13 protein-coding genes are annotated in these 15749 nt (G+C 71.1%); 8 read left to right on the forward strand and 5 right to left on the reverse strand.

Annotated features, from left to right (window positions below; translation table 11 throughout):
- Nucleotides 1-28 precede the first annotated feature (28 nt).
- Complete coding sequence (locus OG714_RS32855; protein WP_406126459.1) at nt 29-307, forward strand: hypothetical protein; 279 nt, start codon at nt 29-31, stop codon at nt 305-307.
- A 91-nt stretch (nt 308-398) separates the two neighbouring features.
- On the opposite strand, the gene OG714_RS32860 is transcribed toward OG714_RS32855, so the two are convergent.
- A complete protein-coding gene (locus OG714_RS32860; RefSeq protein ID WP_406126461.1) occupies nt 399-968 on the reverse strand; it encodes a TetR family transcriptional regulator in 570 nt (189 codons plus the stop codon).
- Nucleotides 969-1081: 113 nt separating this feature from the next.
- On the opposite strand from OG714_RS32860, the gene OG714_RS32865 reads away from it, so the two are divergent.
- The gene (locus OG714_RS32865) at nt 1082-2515 is read left to right on the forward strand and encodes an FAD-dependent monooxygenase (RefSeq protein WP_406126463.1); all 1434 of its coding nucleotides are present in this window, start codon (nt 1082-1084) and stop codon (nt 2513-2515) included.
- 45 nt (nt 2516-2560) lie between these two features.
- Here OG714_RS32865 and OG714_RS32870 read toward each other — a convergent pair whose 3' ends face one another.
- Nucleotides 2561-3055, reverse strand: a complete 495-nt coding sequence (locus OG714_RS32870) for a MarR family winged helix-turn-helix transcriptional regulator (RefSeq protein WP_406126464.1) — start codon at nt 3053-3055, stop codon at nt 2561-2563.
- 144 nt (nt 3056-3199) lie between these two features.
- On the opposite strand from OG714_RS32870, the gene OG714_RS32875 reads away from it, so the two are divergent.
- From OG714_RS32875 to OG714_RS32885, 3 genes are all read left to right on the forward strand, one after another.
- Nucleotides 3200-4144: an EamA family transporter gene (locus OG714_RS32875; protein ID WP_406126466.1), complete on the forward strand. Its 945-nt coding sequence runs from the start codon at nt 3200-3202 to the stop codon at nt 4142-4144.
- 19 nt (nt 4145-4163) lie between these two features.
- Complete coding sequence (locus OG714_RS32880; RefSeq protein WP_406126468.1) at nt 4164-5510, forward strand: sigma-70 family RNA polymerase sigma factor; 1347 nt, start codon at nt 4164-4166, stop codon at nt 5508-5510.
- A 100-nt stretch (nt 5511-5610) separates the two neighbouring features.
- A complete protein-coding gene (locus OG714_RS32885) occupies nt 5611-6384 on the forward strand; it encodes an SDR family NAD(P)-dependent oxidoreductase (protein WP_406132037.1) in 774 nt (257 codons plus the stop codon).
- A gap of 78 nt (nt 6385-6462) precedes the next feature.
- On the opposite strand, the gene pepN is transcribed toward OG714_RS32885, so the two are convergent.
- Entirely contained in the window at nt 6463-9048 is a 2586-nt protein-coding gene (gene pepN, locus OG714_RS32890; protein WP_406126470.1) for an aminopeptidase N, read from the reverse strand.
- A gap of 112 nt (nt 9049-9160) precedes the next feature.
- On the opposite strand from pepN, the gene OG714_RS32895 reads away from it, so the two are divergent.
- Nucleotides 9161-9652: a DUF1203 domain-containing protein gene (locus OG714_RS32895; RefSeq protein WP_406126472.1), complete on the forward strand. Its 492-nt coding sequence runs from the start codon at nt 9161-9163 to the stop codon at nt 9650-9652.
- Between the two features lie 94 nt (nt 9653-9746).
- Here OG714_RS32895 and OG714_RS32900 read toward each other — a convergent pair whose 3' ends face one another.
- A complete protein-coding gene (locus OG714_RS32900) occupies nt 9747-10763 on the reverse strand; it encodes an aspartate-semialdehyde dehydrogenase (RefSeq protein WP_406126474.1) in 1017 nt (338 codons plus the stop codon).
- Between the two features lie 209 nt (nt 10764-10972).
- Between OG714_RS32900 and OG714_RS32905 the strand changes: the two genes are divergently transcribed.
- Together OG714_RS32905 and OG714_RS32910 are read left to right on the forward strand one after the other, a co-directional pair.
- Nucleotides 10973-11494 (forward strand): sigma-70 family RNA polymerase sigma factor, encoded by a 522-nt coding sequence (locus tag OG714_RS32905; protein WP_406126476.1) that lies wholly within the window; start codon nt 10973-10975, stop codon nt 11492-11494.
- 1 nt (nt 11495) lies between these two features.
- The gene (locus OG714_RS32910) at nt 11496-12320 is read left to right on the forward strand and encodes a hypothetical protein (RefSeq protein ID WP_406126478.1); all 825 of its coding nucleotides are present in this window, start codon (nt 11496-11498) and stop codon (nt 12318-12320) included.
- 55 nt (nt 12321-12375) lie between these two features.
- Here the strand turns inward: OG714_RS32910 and OG714_RS32915 are convergent, their stop codons facing one another.
- The gene (locus OG714_RS32915; protein WP_406126480.1) at nt 12376-15678 is read right to left on the reverse strand and encodes a S8 family serine peptidase; all 3303 of its coding nucleotides are present in this window, start codon (nt 15676-15678) and stop codon (nt 12376-12378) included.
- Between the last annotated feature and the right edge of the window lie 71 nt (nt 15679-15749).

Raw genomic sequence — 15749 nt, forward strand, 5'->3', positions numbered from 1 at the left:
TCGTTCGGGCGTTCGCTACTTTGGCGGTGTGGACAAGAAGAACGCCCTGCGCGCCGGCGCCCTGGCTGCCGGTACGACGCTGATGATGCTGCTCATGACGTCCCCCGCGCTCGCGCTCACCCGCGACGACGGTGACGACCCGGGCCACGGCCTGAGCGTCGTCGACACGCTGGGGCTCTATGTCCTGTGCCCGCTCGCCCTGTTCGCGGTCATCGCGGGCCTCGTCATGGCGCTGGACAAGTCCAAGGACCGCGCGCCGAAGGCCAAGTCCGGCAGGACCGGCACCGCCGTCGACGCCAAGGTCTGACCTCACCTCTTCCGGAAGGCGCCCACATCACCCACAGCGGTGAGGCGGGCGCCTTCGGCATGTCCTGCGGCAGGTTCCCCGGCGGGTCCGCTCACGGGCTCGGTGCCGTGAGATAGCGCTGCACCGTGGGCCCGAGCCAGGCCACGACCTCCTCGCGGGCCAGCGCCACCGTCGGCGGGAAGCGCAGTACGTAGCGCGTGAGCGCGAGCCCCAGGAGCTGGGAGGCGACCAGCCCGGCACGCGCCGGGGCCTGCTCCGGGTCGGGGCACGCCTGCCGCGCGACCGGCATCACCTGGTCGCGGAAGATCCCCTGCATCCGCTCGGCCCCGCCCTTGTTCGTGGCGCCGACCCGGAGCATCGCCGTCAGCTCCTCGTTCTCCTCCCACATGGCGAGGAAGTGCGTCACCAGCGCCCGCCCGACCTCGTCCCGCGCGGTCGAGGCCAGGTCCGGCAGCCGCAGGTCGTAGGAGACGGCCGCCGCGAACAGGCCCTCCTTGTTGCCGTAGTAGCGCATCACCATCGACGGATCGATCCGCGCGTCCTTGGCGATGGCGCGGATGGTGGCGCGTTCGTAGCCGTCGGCGGCGAAGCGCTCGCGGGCGGCTTCGAGGATGGCGGTGCGGGTGGCGTCGGAGCGGCGGGGGCTGGTGCTGTCGTCCATGCCAACAAGCGTAGGCCAACACGTGTTGACAGTCCAAGGGTCGGGTTTTATGTTGGTCAACGAGCGTTGGTCAACAAGTGTTGGCAAACAGTCGTTGGCATCTGGAGGCCACCATGAACGGCACCGTCATCGTCGTCGGCTCCGGCCCCACCGGCCTGCTCCTGGCCGGTGACCTTGCCACCGCCGGCGTCCCGGTCACCGTGCTGGAGAAGCGCCCGCGGAAGATCAGCAACCTGTCCCGCGCCTTCGTCCTGCACGCCCGCGCCCTGGAGCAGCTCGACGCCCGAGCCCTCGCCGACGAACTCGAAGCCGTGGGCCAGCCCCTCGACCGGCTCCGCCTGTTCGGCCGCCTCACCGTCGACCTGACCACGCTCCCCTCCCGCTTCAACCACCTCCTCGTCGTCCCGCAGTACGAGGTGGAGAAGGCGCTGCTGCGGCGCGCGGTCGAGGCGGGGGCGGACTTCCGGTACGAGACCGAGATGACCGGGCTGGCGCAGGACGCGGACGGTGTGACCGTCGAGGTGCGCGGGCCCGGCGGGGAGACCGAGGCGCTGGGCGCGGCGTACGTCGTCGGGGCGGACGGGATGCGCAGCGCGGTGCGGGACGCGGTCGGGCTGCCGTTCCCGGGGTGCTCGGTGATCCGTTCCGTGGTCCTCGCGGACGTACTGCTCGACGAGAAGCCCGAGACCCTGCTCACCGTGGCCACCGTCGGCGACGCCTTCGCCTTCATCGCACCCTTCGGCGACGGCTATTACCGCGTCATCGGCTGGAACCGCGCCCATGATGTCGCCGACGACGAGCCCCTGGACCTCGACGAGGTCAGGGAGATCACCCGGCTCGCCCTCGGCCGTGACTTCGGGATGCGCGACGCCCGCTGGATGTCCCGCTTCCACAGCGACGAACGCCAGGCGCCCGCCTACCGGGTGGGCCGTGTGTTCCTCGCGGGCGACGCCGCGCACGTCCACACGCCGGCCGGCGGCCAGGGCATGAACACCGGCCTCCAGGACGCGGCCAACCTCGGCTGGAAGCTGGCCGCGGTGATCGGCGGCCACGCGCCCGGGGCCCTCCTCGACACCTACCAGGCCGAGCGCCACCCCGTCGGCAGGTCGGTCCTCCGCAGCAGTGGCGGCATCGTCCGCCTCGCCATGGCCAAGCGCCCCTGGACCCTCGCCCTGCGCGCCGCCCTCACCACGGTCCTCGACCACGTGGCCCCGGCCCGTCGCAAGGCCCTCGGCCAACTCACCGGCATCGGCTACACCTACCCGGCACCCCGAGGTGCCCACCGCCTTGCCGGCACCCGGGTCCCGGACGTGACCCTCGCCGGCGGCGGCCGCATCTACGAGGCGCTGCGCGGCGGCCGCTTCGTGCTGATCGCCCCGGAGCCGTACGAGGACCAGGGCACCCGCAAGGACCGGCTGGCCGTGGAGCGCTGGGCGAGCGGCCGTCGTACGGCGCTGCTGGTGCGGCCCGACGGGTATGCGGCCTGGGCGGCGGACACCGCCGAACCGGCCGCGATCGAGGCGGCACTCGCCGAGTACGTCGGCTGAAGGGTGCCGAAGAGGCCAACGGGTCTGCCGGGAACGGTACTTGGGCTACCGCTCGGTCGTCGTCAGCAACTTCCTGAGCAGGTCGGCCAGTTGGGTGGCCTGTTCGGGGGTGAGACCGGAGAGGGCCGCCGTCTGGGTGGCGAGGCCGGAGCCGACCGCCTCGTCGATCAGGGTCAAGCCCTTCTCCGTCAGGGTGACTTGGAGGCCTCGGCGGTCGTGCGGGTCGGGGGAGCGGCGGAGGAGGCCGGCCCGCTCCAGTTTGTCGAGGCGGCCGGTCATGCCGCCCGTGGTGAGCATCAGGGTCGCGGAGAGCTCGCGTGGCGAGAGGGTGTACGGCTCGGCGGCCCGGCGCAGGGTCGCGAGGACGTCGAACTCGCCGCGTGAGATGCCGTACGGCACGTACGCCTTCTCCATGCGGTCGCCCATGGCCCGGGAGAGCCGGAAGATCCGCCCGAAGACCTCCATCGCGGCGGTGTCGAGGTCGGGCCGCACCGCCGCCCACTGCTCGACGATCGCGTCGACGGGGTCCTTGTCGTTCATGGGGTGAGTATCCGCCGGTCAGCAGGTCGGTCGCAAGAAAGTGGATCACGGGTTAGTGGCTTGACGCTAAGTTGCTTAGTTGTAAGCTAATCACCGTCGACCTACTTCGGTCTTCGCCGGCCCCTGCTGAAAGGCGCGTCTCCCATGGCCAGTCGCCCGGCCCTGACGGCAGCCCTCACCGCCCTCGCCCCCGTCTCCTGGGGCACCACCTACGCCGTCACCACCCAGTTCCTCCCGCCCGACCGCCCGCTCTTCACCGGCCTGATGCGGGCTCTCCCCGCCGGGCTGGTGCTCCTCGCGCTCGCCCGTGTGCTGCCGCGCGGTGCCTGGTGGTGGAAGGCGACGGTGCTCGGCGCGCTGAACATCGGCGCCTTCTTCCCGCTGCTGTTCCTGTCCGCGTACCGGCTCCCCGGCGGCATGGCGGCGGTCGTCGGCTCGATCGGACCGCTGCTCGTCGTGGGCCTCTCGGCAGGTCTGCTGGGGCAGCGGCCGACGGCCCGGAGCGTGCTCACGGGCGCGATCGCGGCCTTCGGCGTCAGTCTCGTCGTACTGAAGGCGGCCGGAGCGCTCGACCCGGTCGGCGTGCTCGCGGCCCTCGCGTCCACCGCTTCCATGTCCACCGGCACCGTCCTGACCAAGCGGTGGGGACGCCCCGACGGCGTCGGCCCGCTGGCCCTCACCGGGTGGCAGCTCACCGCGGGCGGGCTGCTGATCGCGCCGGTCGCCTTCCTGGCCGAGGGAGCGCCGCCCGCGCTCGACGGGCGGGCGGTCGGCGGCTACCTGTACCTCGCGCTGGCGAACACGGCGATCGCGTACTGGCTCTGGTTCCGCGGCATCGGCCGGCTCACCGCGACCCAGGTGACCCTCCTCGGGCCGCTGTCCCCGCTGACCGCGGCCGTCGTGGGCTGGGCGGCGCTCGGGCAGGCGCTGACGCCGCTGCAACTCGCGGGGATGACGCTGGCGTTCGGCGCGACGGTGTTCGGGCAGATCGGTACGCGTACCCCGCGCGTTCTCGTCCGGGGGGTAGCGTCACGCGGGAACGGCGTGACGGAATGCCGTGCCGTGGCACCCGTGACGCAATCCTCGTGACGCAAGGCCGGAGGCGCTCGTGGCCGCAGAGTTCTGCCCCAGTTGTGGCAAGCCGCTCACCGCACGGGCGGGCCGTACCGGCCGGCGTTCCGTGTACTGCTCCGCCGCCTGCCGGCAGAAGGCCTACCGGGACCGGCAGGGGAGCGAAGGGGTCGACGGGACCGGTGTCGACGGGCTGATCAGGGAGATCGGACGGCGGGTGGAGGAGCTGGTGCCGCAGCCGCCTTCCGTCTTCTACTCCGGCGTGACGGAACTGTCGTCGTCCGTCGCGCGGCTCCGGCGGGTGGCGCGTACGGCGCGGGACACCGCTCAGGAATCCGTCACGCCCACGTCCGTTACGGAAAGCCCAGCCGTCACGGGAAGCCTCCCCGTCACGGAACCCCAAGTCCCCGTCGAAGAAGGCGACTTCGCAGCCCTCGTCGAGTCCCACCGCCGGGAGATCCAGGTCCACTGCTACCGCATGACCGGGTCGTACGACGACGCCGAGGACCTGGTGCAGGAGACGTTCCTGCGGGCCTGGCGGGCCCGGGACACCTTCGAGGGCCGGGCCGGTGCCCGCACCTGGCTGTACCGCATCGCCACCAACGCCTGCCTGGACTTCCAGCGCCGTACGGCCCGCCGCCCGAAGCGCTACGAACCGTTGCCCGGCATGAACCACGGCGGCGGGGAGCCACCCGCCCGTATCACGTGGCTACAGCCGTACCCCGACGACGAGTTGCCCTCCGCCGAGGAGCAGCCGGAGGCCGCCGCGGTCTCCCGCGAGACCCTCGAACTGGTCTTTCTGGCCGCCGTCCAGCATCTCCCGCCGCGCCAGCGCGCGGTGTTGGTGCTGCGGGACGTGCTCGGGCTGACCGCCGTGGAGACCGGCGAGGCGCTCGACATGACCGTGGCCTCGGTCAACAGCGCGCTGCAACGCGCCCGCCCCACCCTGCGCGACCGGCTGCCCGGCCGGCGCGCCGACTGGACGACCGCCGAGCCCACCGAGCACCAACGCACCGTCGTCAAGCGGTACATGGCCGCCGCCGAGAGCCTCGACCTGTCCGAGGTCGCCGCGCTGCTCAGCGAGGACGTCACGCTCACCATGCCGCCGAACCCGTTCTGGTTCACCGGCCGGGACGCGCTCGTGGAGTTCCTGAGTGTCAGCCTCGACGCCGACTCGCCCATGTTCCTGGGACATTGGCGCCACCTGCCCGCCCGCGCCAACGGCCAGCTGGCGGCCGGGGGTTACGTCCGCCGCCCCGGTACGACCGTCTACCGCGCCCAGGTCCTCGACGTGCTCCGCTTCGACGCCGACGACCGGATCGCCGAGATCACCTCCTTCGAACCGCACCTGTTCCCGGCCTTCGGACTGCCCCTGCGGCTGTGACCGACGGGCGGTGAGCGGTGAGCGATGAGTGGTGGGCTCCTTGTGCGTCTGTACTGCCGACACGAACGACACGAACATCACGACCCGCAAGGAGATCACCATGCTGCTCACCGACAAGACCGCGGTCATCTACGGCGCCGGCGGCTCGATCGGCGGTGCGGTCGCCCGCGCCTTCGCCGCCGAGGGAGCCCGCGTCCACCTCGTGGGACGCACCCGGGAGACGCTGGAGGCCGTGGCCGCCCCCATCAAGGACGCCGGTGCCAAGGACGTCGAGGTGGCCGTCGTCGACGCCCTCGACGAGACGGCTGTGGAGGAACACCTCGCCCGCGTCGGCGACATCGACGTGTCCTTCAACCTCGTCTCGCGCGGCGACGTCCAGGGACTGCCGATCACCGACATGCCCGTCGACGCCTTCCTGGCGCCGGTGATCAACGGCACCCGCGCCAACTTCATCACCGCCCGCGCCGCCGCCCGCCGCATGGCCGAACGCGGCAGCGGTGTCGTCCTCACCCTCAACAGCGGTTCCGCGCACGGCAGTCCGATGATGGGCGGCACCGGTCCCGCCGACGCGGCGACGGACAGCCTGGTGCGCAACCTGGCGATGGAACTGGGCCCGCGCGGGGTGCGCGCCGTAGGGCTGTGGGCCGCCGGCATCCCCGAGACCCTCACGGTCGAGAAGCTCGGCAAGGTCAACCCCGACCTCAACGAGGCGGCGATCCAGGGCATCCTCGACCACCTGTCGAGCCTGCGCATGACCCGCCGCAACCCCACCCTCGCGGAGATCACCGCGACCGCCGTCTTCCTCGCCTCGGACCACGCGGCGAGCATCACCGGCACGTTCGTGAACGTCACCGGCGGGATGTTCCCGGGCTGACCGGGACGGTCCCGGACGGAGGGGACGACGAAGGGCGCCCGGCGGATCACCGGGCGCCCTTCGTCGTCGTAGAACCGGTTACGAGGCGGCCGTGTCCGCGGCCTGGGCCTTCAGGGCGCGCTCGACGCCCGAGCGGGACTCCGAGACCAGGCGGCGCAGGGCCGCGTTGGGCTCGGCGGTCGTCAGCCAGGCGTCGGTGCGGTCCAGGGTGTCCTGGGAGACCTGGATCGACGGGTAGAGGCCGACCGCGATCTGCTGGGCGATCTCGTGCGAACGGGTGTCCCAGGCCTCCTTGACGGCGGCGAAGTACTTCTCCGTGTACGGCGCCAGCAGTTCGCGCTGGTCGGTCTGGACGAAGCCCGAGATCACCGCTTCCTGAAGGGCGTTGGGAAGCTTGTCGGACTCGACGACCTGCGCCCAGGCCTCCGCCTTCGCCTCCGCGGTCGGGCGGGCGGCACGGGCGGTCGCCGCGTGGCGCTCACCGGCGGCCGTCCTGTCCCGCTCGTGCTCGGAGGCGATGTCCTCCTCGTCGAAGTGCCCGACCGCCACGAGCCGCTCGACGAACGCCCAGCGCAGCTCGGTGTCGACGGCAAGACCCTCGATCGTCGTCGCGCCGTCCAGGAGGGCGTCCAGCAGGTCCACCTGCTCCGGGGTGCGCGCGGTCGCCGCGAACGCCCGCGCCCAGGCCAGCTGGTGGTCGCCGCCCGCCTCGGCGGAACGCAGGTGCGCCAGCGTGGCGTCCGTCCAGCGGGTGAGCAGGGCGTCGCGGGTGGCCGGGTCGGCGTACAGCTCGATCGCCAGCTTCACCTGCCGCTGGAGCGACTGCACGACGCCGATGTCGGACTCCTTGCCGATGCCCGACAGGACGAGCGACAGGTAGTCACGGGTGGCGAGTTCGGCGTCCCGGGTCATGTCCCAGGCCGAGGCCCAGCACAGGGCGCGGGGCAGTGAGGACTCGAAGTCGCCGAGGTGCTCGGTGACGAACGCGAGGGACTGCTCGTCGAGGCGGACCTTCGCGTACGACAGGTCGTCGTCGTTGAGCAGCACCACGTCCGGACGACGCTTGCCCACCAGCTGCGGTACGGCGGTGAGTTCGCCGTCCACGTCCAGCTCGACGCGCTCGTCGCGGACCAACTTGCCGGTGTCCTCGTCGAGTTCGTACAGGCCGACCGCGATGCGGTGCGGGCGGAGCGTCGGCTCGCCCTTGGCGCCGGCGGGCAGCGCCGGGGCCTCCTGGCGGATCGCGAAGGCCGTGATGACGCCGTCCGCGTCCGTCTCGATCTCCGGGCGCAGGATGTTGATGCCGGCGGTCTGCAGCCACGCCTTCGACCAGGCGCTCAGGTCACGGCCGGAGGTCTCCTCCAGCGCGCCCAGCAGGTCGGACAGGCGCGTGTTGCCGTACGCGTGACGCTTGAAGTACGCCTGGACGCCCGCGAAGAACTCGTCCATGCCGACGTACGCGACGAGCTGCTTCAGGACGCTCGCGCCCTTGGCGTACGTGATGCCGTCGAAGTTGACGAGGACGTCGTCCAGGTCGCGGATCTCGGCCATGATCGGGTGCGTGGACGGGAGTTGGTCCTGCCGGTACGCCCACGTCTTCATCGAGTTGGCGAACGTGGTCCACGAGTGCGGCCAGCGCGAGTCGGGCGCGTACGCCTGGCAGGCGATGGAGGTGTACGTGGCGAACGACTCGTTCAGCCACAGGTCGTTCCACCACTCCATGGTGACGAGGTCGCCGAACCACATGTGGGCCAGCTCGTGCAGGATCGTCTCCGCGCGCACCTCGTACGCGGCGTCGGTCACCTTGGACCGGAACACGTACTGGTCGCGGATGGTCACCGCGCCCGCGTTCTCCATCGCGCCCGCGTTGAACTCCGGGACGAACAGCTGGTCGTACTTCTTGAAGGGGTACGCGTAGGCGAACTTCTCCTGGAACCAGTCGAATCCCTGCCGCGTGACCTCGAAGATCGCGTCCGAGTCGAGGTACTCGGCGAGCGAGGGCCGGCAGTAGATGCCCAGCGGCACGCTCTGCCCGTCCTTCTCGTACACGCTGTGGACGGAGTGGTACGGCCCGACGATCAGCGCGGTGATGTACGTCGAGATGCGCGGCGTCGGCTCGAACACCCAGGTGTCGTCCCGGGGTTCGGGCGTCGGGGAGTTGGAGACGACGGTCCAGCCGGAGGGCGCCTTCACGGTGAACTGGAAGGTGGCCTTGAGGTCCGGCTGCTCGAAGGACGCGAACACGCGGCGCGCGTCCGGCACCTCGAACTGGGTGTACAGGTACGCCTGTTGGTCGACGGGGTCGACGAACCGGTGAAGCCCTTCACCGGTGTTGGTGTAGGCGCAGTCGGCGACCACGCGCAGGACGTTCGGTCCCTCCAACAGCCCGGCCAGGGCGATCCGCGAGTCCTTGAAGACCTCGTCGGGGTCGAGCGGGTCGCCGTTCAGCGTCACCTCGTGGACCGTCGGGGCCACCAGGTCGATGAAGGACGCGGCACCGCCTTCGGCACCGGCCGCCGCTACGTCGAAGCGCACCGTCGTCGCGGACCTGTAGGTCCCGCCCTCCTGCGCGCCGGAGAGGTCGAGATCGATCTCGTACGAGTCAACGGTGAGCAGCGTTGCCCGCTGCTGCGCCTCTTCGCGAGTCAGGTTTGTGCCAGGCACGCGGTCATCTCCTCGTTATGTGTGGGTTGCGCCATCCTTCCACGGGACCTGCGGAGAACGCGATGTCCGGTTCCCGCCGGTGAGCGGGGCGGACGAGCGCGAGCCTGGGTCCATGACGACGTACACGGCACGACCCATCGACCCCACGGTCCTGAAGGAGCTGCGCTCTGCTGACGATGCGGGGCGCCGAATGGTTCCCGTACTCGATAAGGAGGGAGGCGCTCCGCTCCGCTGCTGCCTGCGCCGCAGCGATCCGGGGGAGCGGATCGCCCTCGTCTCGTACGCCCCGCTGCGCCGCTGGGCTGCGGAAACGGGCGCGCAACCGGGGGCGTACGACGAGCAGGGCCCGGTGTTCATCCACGCGGAGGAGTGCGCGGGGCCCGCGGCCGGCTCCGGGTATCCCTTCGCGAACGCCCACCGCACGGTCCGGCGTTACTCGGCCGAGGGCCACATCCTGGGCGGCGAGCTGGCCGGCACCCTCGACGACGCCTTCCAGAGGGCCTTCGACGACCCGTCCGTGGCGCTGGTCCACGTCCGGGCCGTCGAGTACGGCTGCTTCCTCTACGAGGTACAGCGACCCAAACTCAGCCCCTCCGGCGTTTGAGGAGCGGGGTCCGGGGCGGAGCCCCAGAGGGATGGGACGGGCAGGGGCGGCGGGGGCGAAGAAAACCCGCCCCCGCCGCCCCACGCACCCGGCGTCAGCCCTTCAGTTCCACCGCCACCAGCTCCGCGATCTGCACCGCGTTCAGCGCAGCGCCCTTGCGGAGGTTGTCGTTGGAGATGAACAGGGCCAGTCCGTGCTCGACCGTCTCGTCGGCGCGGATGCGGCCGACGAAGGACGGGTCCTGGCCGGCCGCCTGGAGAGGGGTCGGGATGTCGGTCAGGGCGACACCCGGGGCGCCGCCGAGCAGCTCCGTCGCGCGCTCGACCGAGACGGGGCGGGCGAAACGGGCGTTGACCTGGAGGGAGTGCCCGGAGAAGACCGGGACGCGGACGCAGGTGCCGGAGACCTTGAGCTCCGGGATCTCCAGGATCTTGCGGGACTCGCTGCGGAGCTTCTGCTCCTCGTCGGTCTCGTGCAGACCGTCGTCGACGATCGAACCCGCGAGGGGGAGCACGTTGAAGGCGATGGGCCGCTTGTAGACCTGCGGCTCGGGGAAGTCGACCGCGCCGCCGTCGTGGGTCAGCTTGTCCGCGTCGGCGACGACCTTCAGCGCCTGCCCGTGCAACTCGGCCACACCGGAAAGACCGGAACCGGACACCGCCTGGTACGTGGCGACGACCAGCGCCTCAAGGCCCGCCTCCGCGTGCAACGGCTTCAGGACCGGCATCGCGGCCATCGTCGTGCAGTTCGGGTTGGCGATGATGCCCTTGGGGCGGTCGATGATCGCGTGCGGGTTCACCTCCGAGACGACCAGCGGGACCTGCGGGTCCTTGCGCCAGGCGGAGGAGTTGTCGATGACGACCGCGCCCTGCGAGGCGACCTTCTCGGCCAGCGCCTTCGAGGTCGCGCCGCCCGCGGAGAACAGCACGATGTCCAGCCCGGAGTAGTCCGCGGTCGCCGCGTCCTCCACCGTCACGCCGTCCAGGACCGTCCCCGCCGAACGGGCCGAGGCGAACAGACGCAGCTCGGTGACCGGAAAGTTCCGCTCCACGAGGATCCTGCGCATGACCGTGCCGACCTGACCGGTGGCTCCGACGATTCCGACCCTCACAGCGACTCCCTTACCTGTTCCTGTACGTCTGCGGCTTTTCCATCATCCTGCCGATCCTGGTGCGCCTGTCCAATTCTTTGCCGCGCATGCCCGAGGAGTGGGACGCCGCCCGGGCCGGTGTGACGTACGCCTCCGACCGTTTCCGGGCTCCGCCGAACGTTTCCGGGCCCTGTGGCGTCGTAGAGGAAACGCGGTGAGGGGGGTGGCTTGTGCTGCGCAGAAAGGCCCGCCGGGTCCAGGAGGACGACGATCCTCTGGACGCGGCCCAGGAACGGCGGGTGCGGGCGGTGCTCGCGCTCGGCGGGGTGCCGCAGACGGATCTGCCGGACGGCGTCCAGCAGGTACGGCTGCGGCTGCTGGAGCGGGCGGCGAAGGGCGACGAGGCGCCGCGCGACGTCTCGGCGTGGGCGGCGGTCGTCGCCTCGAACCTCGCCATGGACTGGCACCGCGCCAAGCGCCGTCAGGAGCGGGTGGGGGAGCGGCTGGCCTCCCTGCGCCAGCTGGAGCACCCCTCGGGCGAGGACACGAGTGTCCTGTCCATGGCGGTGGCGCAGGGCCTGGACGAACTGCCCGACCAGCAGCGTCAGGTCCTCGTCCTGCGGTTCTTCGCCGACCTGCCCGTGCGCGGGATCGCCGAGGAACTCGGCATCCCGGAAGGCACGGTCAAGAGCCGGCTGCACTCCGCGGTCCGCGCCCTGCGCGACCGCCTGCACGAGGACGAGGTGGTGTGACGTGACCGCCGAACGGGATGAGAACGAGTACGACGGCAACGAGTACGCCGGCATGGACGCGCTGATGGCCGCGATCACGGACGAGCCCCTGCCGGACGCGGCCCGCGCGGACGCCGGGTTCATGGCCGAGCACACCATCGCCACGGCCGAAGTGGCGCTGTTGAGGGAGCAGTTGGGGCTCATCGGCCATGCGCTCGCCGAACCGCGACCGGAACCTGAAGCCGCACCGAGGCGGAAGCCGAAGCCGAAGTCGGCGCCGAAGTCAGCGCCGAAGCCGGTGCGGGGGGTGCGCCCCGCCCGCCGCCACCCCGGCCTGCGCGCCCTCGCCTACGGCAGCCTCGCGCTGGCGGTCGTCGCCACGATGATCACCGGGCTCTCCTGGCTGGCCGCGCACAACGGGGGCATGAACGCCGACTCCAGCAGCAGCGCGGACCAGGGGGCGAAGACCAGCACCGGCTCGGCGCCGGAGACGGGCTCAGCGGCCCCGGGCGCGCTGTTCGACCCGGAGCTGTACGTGGCCTGCTCCCGCCTCCTCGTCGAGGGGACGGTGACCGAGGTGAAGCCGGGCTCCGACCCCCGCAAACGGATCACGCTCGCCGTCACCCGCTCCTACCGGCCCGCCCACGGCCCGGCCGACGTCACGGTCGTGCTGGCCGCGGGGGCGCAGCCGGCGCCGCGCCAGGGGCAGCACGTGCTGGTCGGGGTCCCGAAGGGCTCGGACACGGCGACCCTCTGGACCGTCGGCGACGAGGCGGTCGCCACGGACAGTGCCGCGATCGTCGAGGCGCTGGCCGCACCCGGCACCACCACCTGCCCGACCGGCTGACAACGAGAAGGGCGGGCGCCCGTACGGACGCCCGCCCCGGTTGTCGCCTGTGGTGCTACGACGTGACCTTCTCGATCTTCACGCTGCCCAGGCCCGCGACCGTGCCGCGCGCGTTGACCAGCTGGACCTGGCCGAAGAACTCGCGTCCCGCGGGAGCGGGGGCCAGGGCGGTGACGCTGCCGGAGACGGTCGCCGAGGCGCCCGTGGCGAGCTTCACCGGCGTCGCACCGTCGACGGTGACCGTGCCGAGCGCCGGGGAGAAGAACACGTCCCGGTAGTCGTACGCGGTCGAGCCCGACGGCACCGAGTAGCCCACGACCTCGACCGTGTAGGTGCCGGCGGCCGGGTTGGCGACCGAGACCGCCTCCTCCGAGTCGCCGTCGGCGGACTGGCCGACGACGCCTCCGGCGGAGTTGTACACCGTCAGGTCCAGGTCGGCCGCCGTGTCCGAGACGTTGCCGATGGCGACGTCCAGGGAGGTGGCGCCGGCGGGGACGTCGACCGTGGTGGTCTGGGTGACGCCCTCGGTGATGGTGGGCCGCGCGCTCAGCGAGGAGCCGAGCGGGCCGCCCTTCAACGTGCCGGTGAGGGCCGCGTAGTTGTTCGTCACCTTCCAGGAGGCGGTGGCCGGGACGCCGACCTTCGCCTCGGGCACGGTCACGGTCTCCGGGTCGAAGGCCGCGCCGAGAACGGTGGCGTCCAGCTTGTACGGGTTGTCGAGCAGCGGCGAGGTGCGGCGCGCCTCGACCTCGATCTCCCAGACGCCGGCCTGCGGGTCGGCGTACGACCGGACGTCGGGCTTGCAGCCGTTGCCGTCCAGGTAGTTGTTGTAGCAGTACGGGGTGCCGGTGTCCTCGACCGGAACGCCGTACGGGTGGATCGAGATGAACCGCGTCTGGCTCTTGTCCTTCAGCCCGCCGATCGCGACCTCAAGGGCCTTGGCGCCCTCGGGGACGGTCACGAAGTACGACTGCGTGCTGTTGCGCTGCACCGAACTCGCGGTGGAGTAGGTGTAGTTGACGGGCGACGCGACCACGACCGTGGTGAGGATCTGCTTGTCGATCCCCTCGGTCTTCGGGTCGTCGACCTCCAGGATCGCGCTCTTGATGCCCGAACTCCTGGGCGCCGCCTGCACCTTGACGGTGACCGGCTGGTTCAGCGGGAGCTTGACCTCGTCCGAGCCGACGATCCGGAAGGTGTCACCGGCGTTGTTCTCGAAGTGCAGCTCGTGCCGAACGGCCTTGTCCGCACCGGTGGTTCGCGTGATGGTGACGTCGTACGTCTTCTTCGCGCCGGCCTTGAGGCCGCCCTCGCGGTCGTAGAGACCGGTGCCGAAGCCGGGCGTCTTGAGCGCGAAGTCGATCGCGGTGTCGACCGGGGCCTTCACCGTGTACTCGTGCGCCGTGGCGTCGTCCTTGATGGACTTCCACGCGTCCACGATGTTGATGAGGCCCGCGCCCTCCTCGTACGCCTGAACACCCTTGATGTGATCGGCCGTTGAGGTCAGCGCCGTGCGCAGGGTCGCCGGGGTGAGGGCGATGTGCTTCTGCTTCGCGGCGCTCAGCAGCAGCGCCGAGGCGCCCGCGGCCTGCGGGGAGGCCATCGAGGTGCCCTGGAGCATCGAGTAGCCGGCCGGCAGCGTGTAACCCGCCTCGGGGACCGGGGAACCCGGCAGCCAGGTCTGGGTCGAGTTGATCGCGGCGCCGGGCGCGACGAGCGTCGGCGTGAAGCCGCCGTCCTCACGCGGACCGCGCGAGGAGAACGGCAGCAGCTGGTACTTCTTCTCCACCTGCGAGCCGTAGTTGGCCGCCCACGTCTCCTTCGAGATCGAGGCGCCGACCGAGATCACCTTGTCGGCCAGGCCGGGGTCGCCGATCGTGTTGGCGCCCGGACCGGAGTTGCCGGCCGAGATCACGAGCTGCACGCCGTAGGTGTCGATGAGGCGCGTGTACAGCTCGGCGCGCGCGTTGTTGCCGTCGTTCAGCGCGGGCAGGCCGCCGATCGACATGTTGACGATGTCGACACCGCGGTTGGCGACGAGGTCGATCATGCCCTCGGTGAGCGCCACGTTGGTGCAGCCGCCGGACCAGGTGCAGGCGCGCGAGGAGACGAGCTTGGCGCCCGGCGCCTCGCCGTTCATCTTGCCGCCGAACAGGCCGTTCGCCGCGGTGATGCCGGCGACGTGCGTGCCGTGCTCGGACTCGATGACGCCGATGTTGACGAAGTCGGCCGTCTTGCCGACCCAGGACCCGCCGTACGGGTCCATGGGGACGTCCTTGCTGATCTGCACCACGAACGGCTGCCGCTCGACGACGTCCGTCGCCGGGTTGTCGGTACCGAAGTAGCCGACCTGGTAACCGTCCTTGTACGGCTTCATCGGCGCGTCGTCGGCGAAGTCGTGGTTGTTGTTCAGGTCGACCGTCACCGTGCCGGCCGCCGGGTCGTACAGGACGCCCCACGAGTCGGTGGTGTCCCCGTCACGGTTCGCGTCACCCGCCGCGTCACCGCCGGTGGTGTACGACTCCTTGAACGTGCTGATCTCGTACGACCCCGCCGGCGCCGTCCAACTCAGGCCGCCGTAGGTGAAGTTGGGGCCGGAGACGGCCGTGATCATCGGGCGCCAGGTCTGGTCGCCGTCGACGATCGGGTCGGTCGAGGTGACCCAGTCGACGATCTTGCGCTCGCCGGTGGTGGTCTTCTGCAGCGCCGGGTGGCCGAGGTCGACGCCGGAGTCGAGGATGCCGATGGTGATGCCGCGGCCGTCCGCCTTCGGGTTCTTCTTCACGAAGTCGATGGCGCCCGTCTCGAAGGACGGGTTGTACGGGTTCTCGGCGGGGGTGTTCTTGTTCGGCGCCGGGTAAGTCTTCGTCGCCGTGGCCTTGTTGGCGCTCTTGGCGGCCTTCGCGGTGTCCGCGCTCGGCGTCGGATCGTCGAGGGCGATCTCCTGCCGGAGGTCGATGGCGTGCACCGAGGACAGCTTCGCGGCGGCGGCGATCGCCGAGTCCGCCTTGCCGGTCGGGACGGTGGCGCGGACGTAGCCGAGCTTGTCGTAGGTGCGGCCCACGGAGCCGCCCTTGACCGCGTCCAGCTGCTGGGCGACCTGCTCGGTCGCGCCCGGCGCGGTGGCGATCATCATCGTGACGTTCTTGTCGCCGTCGGCCTTGGCCGTGGCGAGCAGATCGGCGTCGTCCGAACCGAGTTTGGCGGCGGCGGACTTGACGGTGCCGTCCGCGGGTGTGGTCGCGGACGGTGCGTCGGCGGAGAAGGCCATGGGTATGGGCCCGGCCGCGGAGAGCGCGGCGACGAGACCGGCGGCCACGGATATTCGGGCCACGCGTCTCTGGTGGGAGAGGGTCATCGGCATCCCTTGTAGGTGAAGAATCCAGTGCCGGACGAGGGCACAGCTTTACCCAAGGGACGGTTGTTTGG

This window comes from Streptomyces sp. NBC_00989, from assembly GCF_045162655.1.
GTDB lineage: Bacteria > Actinomycetota > Actinomycetes > Streptomycetales > Streptomycetaceae > Streptomyces.